This window comes from Hydrogenophaga pseudoflava, from assembly GCF_004353865.1.
GTDB classification, from domain to species: Bacteria; Pseudomonadota; Gammaproteobacteria; order Burkholderiales; family Burkholderiaceae_C; genus Hydrogenophaga; species Hydrogenophaga pseudoflava.
Map to the genome: position 1 here is coordinate 803,648 of NZ_CP037867.1, position 15,745 is coordinate 819,392.

General features: G+C 69.3%; 13 protein-coding genes. All 13 read left to right on the plus strand.

The annotated features are described in order from the left end of the window. Positions 1–5: 5 nt before the first annotated feature. The 13 genes from rsmH to ftsA are packed head-to-tail and all read left to right on the plus strand — an operon-like array spanning position 6 to position 15,703. Positions 6–929 (plus strand): 16S rRNA (cytosine(1402)-N(4))-methyltransferase RsmH, encoded by a 924-nt coding sequence (gene rsmH / locus HPF_RS04010; RefSeq protein WP_066153532.1) that lies wholly within the window; start codon positions 6–8, stop codon positions 927–929. Beyond that, complete coding sequence (ftsL, locus tag HPF_RS04015) at positions 926–1,228, plus strand: cell division protein FtsL (RefSeq protein ID WP_066153528.1); 303 nt, start codon at positions 926–928, stop codon at positions 1,226–1,228. Before rsmH ends, ftsL begins: the two co-directional genes overlap by 4 nt. Then, positions 1,225–2,970 (plus strand): peptidoglycan D,D-transpeptidase FtsI family protein, encoded by a 1,746-nt coding sequence (locus HPF_RS04020; RefSeq protein ID WP_066153527.1) that lies wholly within the window; start codon positions 1,225–1,227, stop codon positions 2,968–2,970. The genes ftsL and HPF_RS04020 overlap by 4 nt, the downstream gene beginning before the upstream one ends. Then, on the plus strand, positions 2,970–4,499 hold the full coding sequence (locus tag HPF_RS04025) for a UDP-N-acetylmuramoyl-L-alanyl-D-glutamate--2,6-diaminopimelate ligase (protein ID WP_066153526.1): 1,530 nt from the start codon (positions 2,970–2,972) through the stop codon (positions 4,497–4,499). The genes HPF_RS04020 and HPF_RS04025 overlap by 1 nt, the downstream gene beginning before the upstream one ends. Then, a complete protein-coding gene (locus HPF_RS04030) occupies positions 4,496–5,938 on the plus strand; it encodes a UDP-N-acetylmuramoyl-tripeptide--D-alanyl-D-alanine ligase (RefSeq protein ID WP_133155816.1) in 1,443 nt (480 codons plus the stop codon). The genes HPF_RS04025 and HPF_RS04030 overlap by 4 nt, the downstream gene beginning before the upstream one ends. Further along, positions 5,928–7,106 carry a phospho-N-acetylmuramoyl-pentapeptide-transferase gene (gene mraY, locus HPF_RS04035; protein ID WP_133155817.1) on the plus strand — a complete coding sequence of 393 codons (1,179 nt, stop codon included), beginning with the start codon at positions 5,928–5,930 and terminating at the stop codon, positions 7,104–7,106. Before HPF_RS04030 ends, mraY begins: the two co-directional genes overlap by 11 nt. Positions 7,107–7,113: 7 nt before the next feature. Beyond that, positions 7,114–8,916 carry a UDP-N-acetylmuramoyl-L-alanine--D-glutamate ligase gene (gene murD, locus HPF_RS04040; protein ID WP_066153518.1) on the plus strand — a complete coding sequence of 601 codons (1,803 nt, stop codon included), beginning with the start codon at positions 7,114–7,116 and terminating at the stop codon, positions 8,914–8,916. Between the two features lie 53 nt (positions 8,917–8,969). Further along, positions 8,970–10,205 carry a putative lipid II flippase FtsW gene (gene ftsW, locus HPF_RS04045; protein ID WP_084397188.1) on the plus strand — a complete coding sequence of 412 codons (1,236 nt, stop codon included), beginning with the start codon at positions 8,970–8,972 and terminating at the stop codon, positions 10,203–10,205. Further along, positions 10,202–11,293, plus strand: a complete 1,092-nt coding sequence (gene murG, locus HPF_RS04050; protein WP_133155818.1) for an undecaprenyldiphospho-muramoylpentapeptide beta-N-acetylglucosaminyltransferase — start codon at positions 10,202–10,204, stop codon at positions 11,291–11,293. The genes ftsW and murG overlap by 4 nt, the downstream gene beginning before the upstream one ends. Then, complete coding sequence (murC, locus tag HPF_RS04055) at positions 11,290–12,690, plus strand: UDP-N-acetylmuramate--L-alanine ligase (protein ID WP_133155819.1); 1,401 nt, start codon at positions 11,290–11,292, stop codon at positions 12,688–12,690. Before murG ends, murC begins: the two co-directional genes overlap by 4 nt. A 14-nt stretch (positions 12,691–12,704) precedes the next feature. Beyond that, positions 12,705–13,658, plus strand: a complete 954-nt coding sequence (locus tag HPF_RS04060; RefSeq protein ID WP_243721677.1) for a D-alanine--D-alanine ligase — start codon at positions 12,705–12,707, stop codon at positions 13,656–13,658. Between the two features lie 10 nt (positions 13,659–13,668). Beyond that, entirely contained in the window at positions 13,669–14,460 is a 792-nt protein-coding gene (locus HPF_RS04065; RefSeq protein ID WP_127804596.1) for a cell division protein FtsQ/DivIB, read from the plus strand. Positions 14,461–14,473: 13 nt separating this feature from the next. Beyond that, positions 14,474–15,703 (plus strand): cell division protein FtsA, encoded by a 1,230-nt coding sequence (gene ftsA / locus HPF_RS04070; protein WP_066252986.1) that lies wholly within the window; start codon positions 14,474–14,476, stop codon positions 15,701–15,703. The last annotated feature ends 42 nt before the right edge of the window (positions 15,704–15,745 follow it).

Genomic DNA, 15,745 nt, shown 5'->3' on the forward strand with positions numbered 1-15,745 from the left:
CGGCGGTGAACGACCCATGGGTACACCAAACCGTACTGCTGAACGAGGCTGTGGAAGCACTCTCCGTTCGGCCCGACGGACAGTATGTGGACGCCACCTTCGGCCGTGGCGGACATTCGCGCGCCATCCTGGGGCGGCTGGCCGCGTCGGGGCGGCTGACGGCGTTCGACAAGGACCCGCAGGCGATCGCTGTGGGCGAGGCACTGGCGGCTGCCGACCCGCGGTTTGTCATCCGTCACCAGGGCTTCCGGCAACTGGGCGAGCTTGGGCCGCAGAGTGCGGACGGGGTGTTGATGGACCTGGGTGTGAGTTCTCCCCAGATCGACGACCCCGAAAGGGGTTTTTCTTTTCGTCACGACGGTCCTCTGGACATGCGCATGGACACCACGCGCGGACAGAGCGTCGCCCAATGGCTGGAAACGGCCGATGTGTCCACCCTGTCGGAGGTCATCCGTGAATACGGCGAAGAACGGTTTGCTCAACAGGTTGCAAAGGCGATTGATCGTCGCCGACAGGAACGGGGCCCTCTTCGAACCACCCGCGAGCTGGCCGAAGTCGTGGCTGGCGCGGTCAAAACCCGCGAGCCGGGCAAGGACCCTGCAACGCGCACATTTCAGGCTTTTCGGATTTTCATCAACGCCGAGCTTGAAGAGCTGCAACAAGCGCTAGAGGACAGCCTTCATGTCTTGCGTCCCGGAGGTCGGCTGGTCGTGATCAGCTTCCATTCACTGGAAGACCGCATGGTCAAACAGTTCATGGCGCGCCACTCGCGCGCCGTTGTGGACCGGCGCGTGCCCTTCGCCGAGCCGGCGCCCACGCGCCTGGCCGAGGTGCACCGGGTGATGCCTTCGCAGGCCGAGGTCGAGGGCAATCCGCGCGCTCGCAGCGCCGTGATGCGTGTGGCCACGCGCACGGAGGTGGCGGCATGATCCGGCTCAACCTCATGCTGCTCGCGGCCGTGATGGCCAGTGCCTTCTACCTGGTGCACACCCAGTACGAATCGCGCCGCCTCTACACGGCCATCGACAAGGCCAATGCCCAGGCGCACCGTCTGGCGGCCGATCACGAGCAGTTGCAGGTGCAGAAGCGCGAACAGGCGACGCCGGCCCGGGTGCAGCAGCTGGCCGTGCGCCAGCTCAAGATGCGCCCGGTCACGCCGGGCATCACCGAATACGTCACGGTCAACGAGCCGGCGCCTGCGGCCGGTGCAGTGGAGGGCGCGCGATGAGCAAGTCCGGCCACCGCGCCATCAACTACAGCGCCAGCCCGCTGCTGGCCAGCAAGACGCCGGTCTGGCGCAGCAAGTTCGTCGTGGCCTTGCTGGCGCTGGCGTTCGCCGGTCTGGGCGCCCGCGCGGCCTACGTGCAGGTGTTCGGCAACGAGTTCTTCCAGCGCCAGGGCGAGGTGCGTTTTGCCCGCACGCTGGAGCTGCCGGCCAACCGCGGCCGGGTGCTGGACCGCAATGGCCTGATCCTGGCCTCCAGTGTGGTGGCGCAGAGCATCTGGGCCATTCCCGAGGACGTGGACAAGTCCGAGCCCAAGCTCAAGGACCTGGCCAAGCTGCTGGAAATGCCGCTGAGCGCCCTGAGGAAGAAGCTGGCCAACGAGGACAAGACCTTTGTCTGGATCAAGCGCCAGGTCGACGAGCCGATCGCCAAGGAGATTGCGGCCCTCGGCATCAAGGGCATCTACCAGCGCCGTGAGTACAAGCGCCAGTACCCTGAAGGGGAGGCGGCAGCGCATGTGGTGGGTTTCACCAACGTGGAAGACCGTGGCCAGGAGGGTGTCGAGCTGGCCTTCAACTCCCAGCTGGCCGGCAAGGCCGGTTCGCGCCGGGTGATCAAGGACCGCCTGGGGCGTGTGATCGAGGACGTGCGCGACGTGATCCCGCCGGTCGACGGGCCGGACCTGCAGCTGTCCATCGACAGCAAGGTCCAGTTTTTCGCCTATGAGAAGCTGCGTGAGGCGGTCAAGGAGAACAAGGCCAAGGCCGGCAGCGTGATCGTGCTGGATGCCCAGACCGGCGAGGTGCTGGCGCTGGCCAATTTCCCCAGCTACAACCCCAACAAGCGCGTCAACCTCAGCGGCGAGCAACTGCGCAACCGCGTGCTGACGGACAGCTTCGAGCCCGGCTCCACGATGAAGCCCTTCATCGCGGCGCTGGCGCTGGAGAAGGGTTTGGTCCGGCCCACCACGCAGATTCAGACTGCGCCCGGACGCGTCACCATCGGCGGCTCGACCATCAGCGACGCCCACCCGCACGAGGTGCTGACGGTCAACGAGATCATCCAGAAGTCGAGCAACGTCGGCACCGTCAAGATGGCGATGCAGATGCATCCGCGCGAGATGTGGGAGACCTACGCCCAGGCCGGTTTCGGCCAGAAGCCGCAGGTGCCGTTCCCCGGCGCCGTGTCGGGCCGTCTGCGGCCGTACAAGACCTGGCGCCCCATCGAACAGGCCACCATGAGTTACGGCTACGGCCTGTCGGCGTCGCTGTTCCAGCTGGCGCAGGCCTACACGATCTTCGCCCGCAACGGCGAGCTGATCCCGGTGAGCATGCTCAAGACCGAGGGCCCCGCCACCGGCGTGCGGGTGTTCAGCGAGAAGAACGCGGTGGCGGTGCGCAAAATGCTGGAGCTGGCCACCGGCCCCGGCGGCACGGCGCCCAAGGCACAGACCATGGGCTATTCGGTGGGCGGCAAGACCGGCACGGCCCACAAGCAGGAGGGCAAGGGCTACGCCGCCAACAAGTACCGCAGCTGGTTTGTGGGCATCGCGCCCATTGAGCAGCCGCGCATCGTGGTGGCGGTGATGATCGACGAGCCATCCAACGGGGTCTACTTCGGCGGCCTGGTTGCGGCGCCGGTGTTCAGCGAGACGGTGCAGCAGACCCTGCGCATCCTGGGCGTGCAGCCGGACATGAACGTCAAGCCGCAGATCGTGACCGAAGTGGTTGAGGAGTCGTTCTGATGTCTCAGCACAGCGATCCCCGCCACATTGCCAACTGGTTGCGCGAACGCGTGACCGGCGAGCTGCAGTGCGACAGCCGCCGGGTGCGCCCGGGCGATGCCTTTGTGGCCTGGCCGGGTTTTGCGACCGATGGCCGCCGGTTTGTGCCCGCTGCCCTGCAGGCCGGGGCCACGGCGGTGCTGGTCGAGGCCGAAGGCGTGGAGGCCTTGGGCTTCAGCGACGAACGGGTGCGGGCGGTGCCCGGGCTCAAGGCGCTGGCGGGTCCGATCGCGAGCGCTTACCACGGCGATCCCAGTGCGTCGCTGGACCTCGTGGCCTTCACGGGCACCAACGGCAAGACCTCGTCGGCCTGGTGGATGGCGCAGCTGCTCAACGCCGTGGGGCGCGGGTGCGCGGTGGTCGGCACCCTGGGCATCGGCCGCCCGCCGGCGACCGGAGAGCGCAGCCACACCCTGGTCCCAACCGGCCTGACCACGCCCGATCCGGTGCTGCTGCAGGCGCGGTTGCGTGGCATGGTCGACGAAGGGCTGTCGGCCTGTGCCATCGAGGCCTCGTCCATCGGCCTGGTCGAGGGCCGTCTCAACGCCTGCCAGATCCGCGTCGCGGTGTTTACCAATTTCACGCAGGACCACCTGGACTTCCATCGCAGCATGGCCGACTACTGGGAGGCCAAGTCCCGGCTGTTCCACTGGCCCGGCCTGGCGCACGCCGTGGTGAATGTCGACGATGACCAGGGCATGGTGCTGGACCAGGCCCTGGCCGGTTGCCCGTCGCTGAGCCGCTGGAGCGTCGGCATCGAGCGCGCGGCGCGGTTGATGGCGCGCGACATCCGTTACACCGACCACGGCATGCGCTTCGTGGTGGTCGAACGCGACGCCCACGGGGCCGAGGTGGACCGGGGTGATCTCGCGCTGGACCTGATCGGGCACTACAACGTGTCGAACCTGCTGGGTGTGGTCGGGGCCGCGCGCGCCCTGGGGGTGTCGCTGGCCGAGGCCCTGCGCGCCTGCGCCGCGCTCAGCCCGGTGCCCGGGCGCATGGAGCAGGTGCCGGCCGTGGCCGGCCAGCCGCTGGTGCTGGTGGACTACGCCCACACGCCGGACGCGCTGGAGAAGGCTCTGAGAGCCTTGCAACCCATGGCCCGCCAGCGCGGGGGCGCCCTATGGGCCATCGCCGGGTGTGGCGGTGATCGCGACCCGGGCAAGCGCCCGCTCATGGCCGCGGTGGCGGAACGCGAGGCCCAACGGGTGGTGCTGACCAGCGACAACCCGCGCACCGAAGACCCGGCCGAGATCCTGCGGCAGATGGCAGCGGGGCTGGCGCATCCGGCATCGGCGCAGATCGAGGCCGACCGCGGCCAGGCGATCGCGCAGGCGGTGATGGCGGCCGGTGCGCGCGACGTGCTGCTGATCGCGGGCAAGGGGCACGAGGATTACCAGGAGGTCATGGGCGTCAAGCGCCCGTTCTCCGATCTGGAGCAGGCGCAGTTGGCCTTGGCGAAGCGCATGGCGGCAGGAGGTGCGGCATGAAGGCCCTGCAGCAACTGCTGCCCCGCCTGACCGGCGCGCGCACGGTGGGCGAGTTGCCGCCGTCGATCCGCCGCGTGCACACCGACACCCGCAGCCTGCAGCCCGGCGACCTGTTCGTGGCGCTCAAGGGCGAGCGCTTCGACGCCCACGACTTTCTGCCGCAGGCCCAGGCCGCTGGCGCCGTGGCGGCCATCGCCCACGGGGGCCTGGCGGCGGCCGGCCTGCCGGGCGCCGAGGTGCCGGACACGCGCCTGGCCCTGGGCGAGCTGTCGCGGCTGTGGCGCGAACAGTTTTCGCTGCCGCTGATCGCCGTGACCGGCAGCAACGGCAAGACCACGGTGACGCAGATGATCGCGTCCATCCTGCGGGCGGCGGCGGGCGATGCGGCCCACGCCACGCAGGGCAACCTGAACAACGACATCGGGGTGCCGCTGACCCTGCTCCGGCTGCGGCCCGAGCACCGGCTGGCGGTGATCGAGCTGGGCATGAACCACCCCGGCGAGATTCCCTACCTGGCCGCCCTGGCCCAGCCGACGGTGGCCCTGGTCAACAACGCGCAGCGCGAGCACCAGGAGTTCATGGGCACGGTGGAGGCGGTGGCGCGCGAAAACGGCGCGGTCATCGCTGCCCTGCAGGCCACGGGTGTGGCCGTGTTTCCTTCCGACGATGAGCATTCGGGCCTCTGGCGCGCACTGGCCGACGGGCGCCGCGTGCTCACCTTCAGCGACACCGACCCGCAGGCCGATGTGCGGGCCCTGCGCGCCGAGTGGCGCGACGGCGCCTGGGTGTTGGACTTCACGACGCCCTCCGGCGCGGGGGCCTGCCACCTGCACATCGCCGGTCGCCACAACGTGCGCAACGCGCTGGCCGCGGCCGCCTGCGCCCTGGCCGCGGGCGTGGCGCTGCGCGACATCGAACGCGGCCTGGAAACCTTCGAGCCGGTGGGCGGGCGCTCGCGCGCGCTGGCCCTCCCGCTGGGCGGCCGCACGCTGACCCTGGTGGACGACACCTACAACGCCAACCCCGACTCCGTGGTCGCCGCCATCCGCGTGCTCGCCGAACTGCCGGCGCCGCGCCTGCTGGTGCTGGGCGACATGGGCGAGGTGGGCGAGCAGGGGCTGGCCTTCCACCTGGAGGTGCTGCGCCACGCCATGACCTCGGGCATCGAGGCCGTGCACTGCAGCGGCGACTGGATGGCGCAGGCGGTGCAGGCCATGCAGGCCGCCGGCGAGGCCGCTCCGCGCCACTGGACCGACGTGTCGGCCCTGGTCGCGCACGTCTGCCACGCGGTGTCGGCGCCGCAGCCCTCGCCGGTGCTGAGCGTGCTGGTCAAGGGGTCGAGGTTCATGCGCATGGAGCGGGTCGTGCAGGGGCTGCAGGCCCTGATCACACCGGACGGACGGAACAACACAACAAAGGACGCTTCCCATGCTGCTTAGCCTGGCCCTCTGGCTGCAAAGCCTGGGACCCGAATTCGGGTTCCTGCGGGTCTTTCAGTACCTCACGTTCCGCGCGGTGATGGCCGCGATGACGGCGCTCATCCTCGGCCTGGTGGCCGGTCCGTATTTCATCCGCCGGCTGACCGCGCTCAAGATCGGCCAGCCGATCCGCGGCTACGCCATGCAGACCCACCTGAGCAAGAGCGGCACGCCGACCATGGGGGGCGTGCTGATCCTGTTTTCCATCGCGCTGTCCACCATCCTCTGGTTCGACCTGACCAACCGCTTCGTCTGGATCGTGCTGGTGGTGACGCTGGGCTTTGGCGCCATCGGCTGGGCCGACGACTGGCGCAAGGTGGTGCACAAGAATCCCGAGGGCATGCGCTCGCGCGAGAAGTACTTCTGGCAGTCGCTGATCGGTCTGCTGGCCGCGTTCTACCTGGTGTTCAGCGTCTCGGGCACCTCGAACCTGCGGGTGATCGAGCTGTTCTTCCAGTGGGTGCTCTCGGGCTTCACGGTCGAGCTGCCGCCGCAGGCCGGGCTCATGGTGCCGTTCTTCAAGGAAATCAGCTACCCGCTGGGCGTGTTCGGCTTCGTGGTGATGACCTACCTGGTCATCGTCGGCGCCAGCAACGCGGTCAACCTCACCGACGGTCTGGACGGCCTGGCCATCATGCCGGTGGTGATGGTGGGCTCGGCGCTGGGCGTGTTCGCCTACGTCACCGGCAGCTCGGTGTTCTCCAAGTACCTGCTGCTGCCCTACATCCCCGGCGCGGGTGAGTTGCTGATCTTCTGCGCGGCCATGGCCGGCGCCGGCCTGGCCTTCCTGTGGTTCAACACTCACCCGGCGCAGGTCTTCATGGGCGACGTCGGCGCGCTGGCCCTGGGCGGCGCGCTGGGCACCATCGCCGTGATCGTGCGGCAGGAAATCGTGCTGGCCATCATGGGCGGCATCTTCGTGGTCGAGGCCCTGTCGGTGATGCTGCAGGTGAGCTGGTTCAAGTACACGAAGAAGAAATACGGCGAAGGCCGGCGCCTGTTCCAGATGGCGCCGCTGCACCACCACTTCGAGAAAAAGGGCTGGAAGGAGACCCAGGTGGTGGTCCGTTTCTGGATCATCACCATGCTGCTGTGCCTGGTCGGCCTGTCCACCCTGAAGCTGCGTTGACACCACGATGAACGCCCTTCAAAACCAACACGTCCTGATCCTCGGCCTCGGCATTTCCGGGCTGTCGATGGCGCGCTGGTGCGTGCGTCATGGGGCACAGGTCACCGTGGCCGACACGCGCGAGAACCCGCCGTCGCTGGCGGCGCTGCGCGCCGAGTGCCCGTCGGTCGATTTCGTGCACGGTGCCTTCGACGAGACCCTGCTGGCGCGCGCGGCCTGGAACGTGATCGCGCGCAGCCCCGGCCTGCCGCCCGAGCAGCTGGCGCCCGCCCGCACCTGGGCGCAGTCGCACGGGGCGGCCTTCGTCGGCGAGCTCGACCTGTTTGCCCAGGCGCTGTGCGACCTGTCGCAGCGCGAGGAGCTGCCCTATCGCCCGAAGGTGCTGGCCATCACCGGCACCAACGGCAAGACCACCGTGACCTCGCTGACCGGCCTGCTGCTGCAGCGCGCCGGGCTGCGGGTGGCCGTGGCCGGCAACATCGGGCCGGCGCTGCTGGACGTGCTGTCCGCGTCGCTGGACGCGGAGCGCGAAGCCGTCGCACAGGACGCCGCCCGCGCGGCGGAGGAAACCGCACAGGACCCCGCCGAAGTGGTGCAGGACACCCCGGAGGTGCCCGCCAGCGCCGAGGCTGACGATGGCGCGGAAGAGGGCGTGGAAGAGAGCGTGGAAGAGGGCGACGCGCTGCAGGACGCCGCAGCCGCGGCCGACGACGAAGGCCCGACCCTGCTGGTGCCGCCGCCCCCGCCGGAACCCGAGCCGCCCCACCTGCCGCAGGCCTGGGTGCTCGAACTCTCCAGCTTCCAGCTCGACGGCACCGCCGGTGGCGCTTGGGACCAGGTGCCCACCGCCGCCACCGTGCTCAACATCACCGAAGACCACATCGACTGGCACGGTTCGATGGTGGCCTACGCCCAGGCCAAGGCCGCCGTGTTCGGCGTGCGGGCGCTCATGCTGCTCAACCGCGAGGACCCGCTGGTGGCCGCCATGGCGCCGGGCATGGTCACGGTCAAGATCGGTGGCCGCAACCGCCAGCAGCCGGCCCGCCCCTGGACCAGCTTCGGTCTGGACACCCCGGTGCGCGCGGGCGACTGGGGCATCGAGTCGGTCAATGGCATGGACTGGCTGGTGCGGGCGCTGGCCCTGGACGAAACCCGCCAGCGCGGGCGTGGCCAGGACGCCGGCGAAGAGATCTACTTCCAGCGCCTGATGCCGGTGGATGCGCTGCGCATCCGCGGTCGCCACAACGCTGCCAACGCGCTGGCGGCGCTGGCGCTCGCCACTTCCACCGGTGCGCCGCTGGCCCCGATGCTGCACGGCCTGCGCGAGTACCGCGGTGAGCCGCACCGCGTCGAGCCCATCGGCATCCTGGACGACGTCGAATACTTCGACGACAGCAAGGGCACCAATGTCGGCGCCACGCTGGCCGCCATCCGCGGCCTGGGCGTCGACCGGCGCCTGGTGGTCATCCTCGGCGGCGACGGCAAGGGCCAGGACTTCGGTCCGCTGGCCGAGCCACTGGCCCGCCATGCGCGCGCGGTGGTGCTGATCGGGCGCGACGGCCCCAGGATCCGCGAGCAGATCGCCGAGGCCCTGCAACAGGCTGGCGTGCCGATGGTCGAGGCCGAGACGATGCCCGGCGCGGTGACCCTGTCCGCCCAGCTGGCCCAGGCCGGGGATGCGGTGCTGATGTCGCCTGCCTGCGCGAGCCTGGACATGTTCCGCGACTACAAGCACCGTGCCGACGTGTTCATTGAGGCGGTGCGTGCGCTGGCCGATGAGCGCGGTGTGATGCTGGGAGGGGAGTCGTGAAGGCCGCCCTCGCCAGCTTCCTGCAGCGCCTGCGCACCACCCTGGGCGGCAAGATGCCCGCGCTCGTGGGCCTGGGCAACGCGCTCGGCACCGATGGCCTGCCGGTGCGCCTGTCCAGCCGGACCTACGCCGGCCTGCGCCAGCGGCCCGTGCGCGAGCTGGGCTTCGACCAGCCCCTGCTGTGGGTGGTGGTGGCCCTGCTGGCCTGGGGCCTGGTGATGGTCTATTCGGCCTCCATCGCGCTGCCCGACAACCCCCGCTTCGCCAACTACGCCCAGACCCACTTCGCGCTGCGGCACGGCCTGTTCATCGTGATCGGTCTGGTGGCCGCGTTGATCGCGTTCCAGGTCCCGATGCAGACCTGGGAGCGTTATGCGCCTTGGCTGTTCGCGCTGGCGCTGCTGCTGCTGGTGGTGGTGCTGATTCCCTTCATCGGCAAGGGCGTGAACGGCGCCCGCCGCTGGATTCCGCTGGGGGTCATCAACTTCCAGCCCTCCGAGCTGGCCAAGCTCACCATCCTGCTGTACGCCGCCGACTACATGGTGCGCAAGATGGACGTGAAGGAGCGCTTCTTCCGCGCCGTGGCGCCGATGGCCGTGGCATTGGCCGTGGTGGGCATGCTGCTGCTGGCCGAGCCCGACATGGGCGCGTTCATGGTGATCGTGGTGATCGCCATGGGCATCCTGTTCCTGGGCGGCGTCAACGCCCGCATGTTCTTCCTGATCGTGCTGGTGGTGGTGACCGCGTTCGCCCTGATGGTGATGATGAGCGAGTGGCGGCGCGAGCGCATCTTCGCCTACCTCGACCCCTGGTCCGAGCAGTACGCGCTGGGCAAGGGCTACCAGCTGTCGCATTCGCTGATCGCCTTCGGCCGTGGCGAGATCTTCGGTGTCGGCCTCGGCGGCAGCGTGGAGAAGCTGCACTGGCTGCCCGAGGCGCACACCGACTTCCTGCTCGCGGTGGTGGGCGAGGAGTTCGGTCTGGTGGGCGTGACGATCATCATTGCCGCCTTCCTCTGGCTGGTGCGGCGCATCGTGCTGATCGGGCGCCAGGCGATTGCGCTGGACCAGGTGTTCGCCGGGCTGGTGGCCCAGGGCGTGGGGCTGTGGATCGGCTTCCAGGCCTTCATCAACATCGGCGTGAACCTCGGCGCCCTGCCCACCAAGGGCCTGACCCTGCCGCTGATGAGCTACGGCGGCTCGGCCATCCTGCTGGAGCTGGTGGCGCTGGCCATCGTGCTGCGGGTGGACCACGAGAACCGCCTGCTGATGAAGGGAGGACGCTCATGAGCAGCGTCCACCAGGGTCAGCCCTGCGCCCTCATCATGGCCGGCGGCACCGGTGGCCACATCTTCCCGGGCCTCGCCGTGGCCGAAGCCCTGCGCGAAAAAGGCTGGCGCGTGCACTGGCTGGGTTCGCCGGGCAGCATGGAAAGCCGCCTGGTGCCACCGCGCGGCATCCCGCTGGAGCTGATCGACTTCGGCGGCGTGCGTGGCAAGGGCCTGTCCACCCTGGTGCTGCTGCCGTTGCGCCTGCTCAAGGCGTTCGCGCAGGCTTTCGCCATGGTCGGGCGCGTGAAGCCCGACGTGCTGGTCGGCCTGGGCGGCTACATCACCTTCCCGGGCGGCATGATGGGCGTGCTGCGCGGCAAGCCGCTGGTGCTGCACGAGCAGAACTCGGTGGCCGGCATGGCCAACAAGGTGCTCTCGGGCATCGCCGACCGCGTGTTCACCGCCTTCCCGAACGTGTTCAGGAAGGCGGAGTGGGTGGGCAACCCGCTGCGCGCCGAGTTCCTGCGGCAGGCGGCACCCGCCGAGCGCTTCTCGGGTCGCAGCGGCCCGCTGCGGCTGCTGGTGGTGGGTGGCAGCCTGGGCGCCAAGGCGCTCAACGACACCGTGCCGCAGGCGCTGGCGCTGCTGCCCGAACACGAGCGCCCGGTGGTGGTCCACCAGAGCGGCGAGAAGCAGATCGAGGCGCTGAAGGCCAGTTACGCCGCCGCGGGCGTGCAGGCCGAACTCACGCCCTTCATCGACGACACCGCCACGGCCTTCGCCGAGGCCGACCTGATCGTCTGCCGCGCCGGCGCGAGCACCGTGACCGAGATCGCCGCGGTGGGCGCCGCCGCGCTGTTCGTGCCCTTCCCGCACGCGGTCGACGACCACCAGACCACCAACGCCCGTTTCCTCGTCGAGGCGGGTGGCGCCTGGCTGGTGCCGCAAACCGAGCTGACCGCGCAGTCGCTGGCCGAGCGCCTGCGCTCGGTGAACCGCGCACAACTTTTGGAGATGGCCATCAAGGCCAAACAGATGGAAAAAACACAGGCCGTGGCCGCCGTGGTGACGGCCTGCGAGCAACTCGCGAAGGTGAAGGCGTCATGAAGCACGCGATCCGGCACATCCATTTCGTGGGCATCGGCGGCTCGGGCATGAGCGGCATCGCCGAGGTGCTGCTCAACCAGGGCTACGTGGTCTCGGGCACCGACCTGGGCGAGAACGCGGCCACGCGGCGGTTGGTCTCGCTGGGCGCCACGGTGCACAAGGGCCACGACGCGAGGTTCATCGAAGGCGCCGACGCCATCGTCACCTCCACCGCGGTCAAGGACGACAACCCCGAGGTGGTCGCGGCGCACGCGAAGCTCATCCCGGTGGTGCCGCGCGCGGTGATGCTGGCCGAGCTGATGCGCATGAAAAAGGGCGTGGCCATCGCCGGCACCCACGGCAAGACCACCACCACCAGCCTGGTGGCCAGCGTGCTGGCCGCCGCCGGGATGGACCCGACCTTCGTGATCGGCGGGCGCCTGAACAGCGCCGGCGCCAATGCGCAGCTGGGATCGGGCGAGTACATCGTGGTCGAGGCCGACGAGTCGGACGCCTCGTTCCTGAATCTATTGCCGGTGCTTTCGGTCGTCACCAACATCGACGCCGACCACATGGACACCTACGGGCACGACTTCGGCAAGCTCAAGTCGGCCTTCGTGGACTTCCTGCACAAGATGCCGTTCTACGGTGCGGCCGTGGTCTGCGTGGACGACCCGGCGATCCGAGACATCCTGCCGCGCATCGCCCGGCCGATCACACGCTACGGCTTCTCGGAAGATGCCCAGCTGCGCGCGGTCGACGTGCAGGCGGTCGGTGGGCAGATGCACTTCAACGTGCTGCGCGAGGACACGCCCCCACTGCCGGTGGTGCTGAACCTGCCGGGCATGCACAACGTGCTCAACGCGCTGGCCGCCATCGGCATCGCCGAGGAGCTGGGGGTGCCGGACGCCGCTGTGCAGCAGGCGCTGGCCGAGTTCAAGGGCGTGGGTCGCCGCTTCCAGCGCTATGGCGAGGCCGCGCTGCCCACGGGCGGCACCGCCACCCTGGTGGACGACTACGGCCACCACCCGGTGGAGATGGCCGCCACGCTGTCGGCCGCACGTGGCGCCTTCCCGGGACGCCGCCTGGTGCTGGCTTTCCAGCCGCACCGCTACAGCCGCACGCGCGACTGCTTCGAGGATTTCGTGAAGGTGATCGGCCAGGCCGATGCGGTGCTGCTGGCCGAGGTCTACGCCGCCGGCGAGGCGCCCATCGTGGCGGCCGACGGTCGTTCGCTGGCCCGTGCGCTGCGCGTGGCGGGCAAGGTGGAGCCGGTGTTCGTGGACGACATCGCCGGCATGCCGCAGGCGGTGCTGGACAACGCGCGCGACGGCGACGTGGTGCTGTGCATGGGCGCCGGCTCCATCGGCGCAGTGGCCGGGCAGGTGGTCGACCTGGCCGGCAAGGACAAGGTGTGAACGTGGGAAATGCTGTGAACCCCATTGATGTGAAAGCGCTCGGCAAGGTGGCCGTGTTGCTGGGCGGCCGCTCCGCCGAACGCGAGGTCTCGCTGATGTCCGGCACCGGTGTGCTGGCCGCGCTGAAGTCCAAAGGTGTGGACGCGCACGCGTTCGATCCGGCCGAACGCGACCTGTCCGAGCTCAAGCGCGACGGGTTTGACCGCGTCTTCATCGCGCTGCACGGCCGCTTCGGCGAGGACGGCACGGTGCAGGGCGCGCTGGAGCTGCTGGGCATTCCCTACACCGGCTCGGGCGTGATGGCCTCCAGCGTGGCCATGGACAAGCTCATGACCAAGCGCATCTGGATCGCCGAAGGCCTGCCGACGCCGGCCTGGCGCCAGGTGCACAGCGCCGCCGAGACCCGCGCCGCCTTCGAGGCGCTGGGCTCGCCGATGATCGTCAAGCCGGTGCGCGAGGGCTCGACCATCGGCTTGACCAAGGTGATGACGCTGGAACAGTGCGACTCCGCCTATGCGCTGGCCTCGGGCCAGGACCCGATGGTGATGTGCGAGCAGTTCATCGCTGGCGACGAGGTCACGATTCCGGTGCTCGGCACAGGGGCCGCGGCCCGCGCGCTGCCGGTGATCCGTATCGTGGCGCCCGATGGCAACTACGACTACCAGCACAAGTACTTCACCGACGACACGCAGTACCTCGTGCCCAGCGGCCTGCCCGAAGGCGAGGAGGCAGCGATCCAAGCCCTGGTGCTCAAGGCCTTCCGCGCGCTGGACTGCCGCGGCTGGGCGCGCGCCGACGTGATGATCGACGCCGCCACGCGCAAGCCCTGGCTGCTGGAAATCAACACCTCGCCCGGCATGACCGGCCACTCGCTGGTGCCGATGTCGGCGCGTGCGACCGGCCTGTCCTACGAGGACCTCTGCCTGACCGTGCTGGCGACCGCGTCGCTGGACAACGCCAAGGCCTGAAGCACGCACCATGCAGCACACCGACCTGCCCCTGGACATCCGACTCATGACCGTGGTCACGCGTGGCCTGGTCGTGGTCTTTGTCCTGCTCTGCCTGGGCGCGGTCGGCACCTGGATCGCGCGCCACCCGGCCTGGACCCTCAAGGGCATCAGCGTGCAGGGCGACCTGGGCCATCAGAACGCCGTCGGTCTGCGGGCGCAGCTCGCGACCCCGCTGCGCAAGCTGGAAGGCAGCTTCCTGACCCTGGACCTGCAGCAGGTGCGCCGGATGTTCGAGGCCGTGCCCTGGGTGCGCCACGCCCGGGTGCAGCGCGAGTTTCCCAACCGCTTGCGGGTCACGCTGGAAGAGCACGAGGCCGTGGCCTGGTGGGGCCAGTCCGGCTCGGGCCAGCTGGTCAGCCGCCTGGGCGAGGTGTTCGAGGCCAGCCCCGACGAAGGCGACGGCCTGCCCGAACTGGCCGGGCCGCCGGAGCAGGCGCCGCTGGTGTGGACCCTGTACCAGAGCCTGTCCGAAGAAGTCGCCCGGCTGGACCGGACCCTGGTCCGCCTGGAACTCAACGAGCGGGGCAGCTGGCGCGCCGAACTGGACAACGGCACCCGCCTGGAACTCGGGCGGGGCGACAGCGACGAGCTGCTCGCGCGCACGCGCCGCTTCACCACCACGGTGGGGCAACTGGCGCAGCGCTATCCCGGTGCCCTGCAGTCGGTGGACCTGCGTTACCCCAATGGCTACGCCCTGCGCGTGCAGGGCGTGACGACCGTGACCGAAGACACCCCTGCGACCCCAACACGAAACCGCTGAACAGACAACGATCATGGCCAAGGAATACAAGGATTTGGTGGTGGGACTGGACATTGGCACCGCCAAGATCATGGTGGTGGTGGCCGAAGTCCAGGCCAACGGCGAGCTCAAGCTGGCCGGGCTGGGGGTGTCCGCCAGCCACGGCCTCAAGCGCGGCGTGGTGGTCAACATCGACGCCACCGTGCAGAGCATCCAGCAGGCGCTGAAAGAGGCCGAGCTGATGGCCGACTGCCGCATTGCCCGCGTCTACACCGGTATCACCGGCAGCCACATCCGCGGCATCAACAGCAGCGGCATGGTGGCCATCAAGGACCGCGAGGTGACCACCGCCGACGTGGCGCGCGTGATCGAGACCGCCAAGGCGATCAACATCTCGACCGACCAGCGCCTGCTGCTGGTGGAGCCGCAGGAGTTCGTGATCGACGGCCAGGAGGTGAAAGAGCCGATCGGCATGAGCGGCATCCGCCTGGAAGCCAAGGTGCACATCGTCACCGGTGCCCAGAGCGCGGCCGAGAACATCATCAAGTGCGTGCGCCGCTGCGGCCTGGAGGTCGACCAGCTGATGCTCAACCCGCTGGCGTCGAGCCAGGCGGTGCTGACCGACGACGAGAAGGACCTGGGCGTGGCCCTGGTGGACATCGGCGCCGGCACGACGGATGTGGCGATCTTCGCCGGCGGCGCGATCCGCCACACGGCGGTGATCCCGATCGCGGGCGACCTGATCACCAGCGACATCGCCATGGCGTTGCGCACGCCGACCAAGGACGCCGAGGACATCAAGGTCGAGAGCGGCTGCGCCAAGCAGCTGCTGGCCGACCCGGACACCCAGGTCGAGGTGCCCGGTCTGGGCGACCGCGGTCCGCGCATGCTCAGCCGCCAGGCCCTGGCCGGCGTGATCGAGCCGCGCGTCGAGGAGATCTTCGCCCTCGTGCAGCAGGTGGTGCGCGATTCGGGCTTCGAGGAGGTGCTGTCCTCGGGCATCGTGCTCACCGGCGGCAGCGCGGTGATGCAGGGCATGGTCGAACTCGGTGAGGACATCTTCCTCAAGCCGGTGCGCCGTGGCGTGCCGCAGTACACCAGCGCCCTGTCGGACATGGTGGCGCAGCCACGGGCCGCCACCGTCATGGGACTGCTTGAAGAGGCGCGGCTGGCCCGTGTGCGAGGTCACAAGGTGGCGCAGAAGGCGGGCTCCATGCAGAGCGCGCTGGACCGCGTGAAGAACTGGTTTGTGGGGACCTTCTGATGAACACGATCAACACCGGAGCCCGCCGTCTCGACCGCTGCC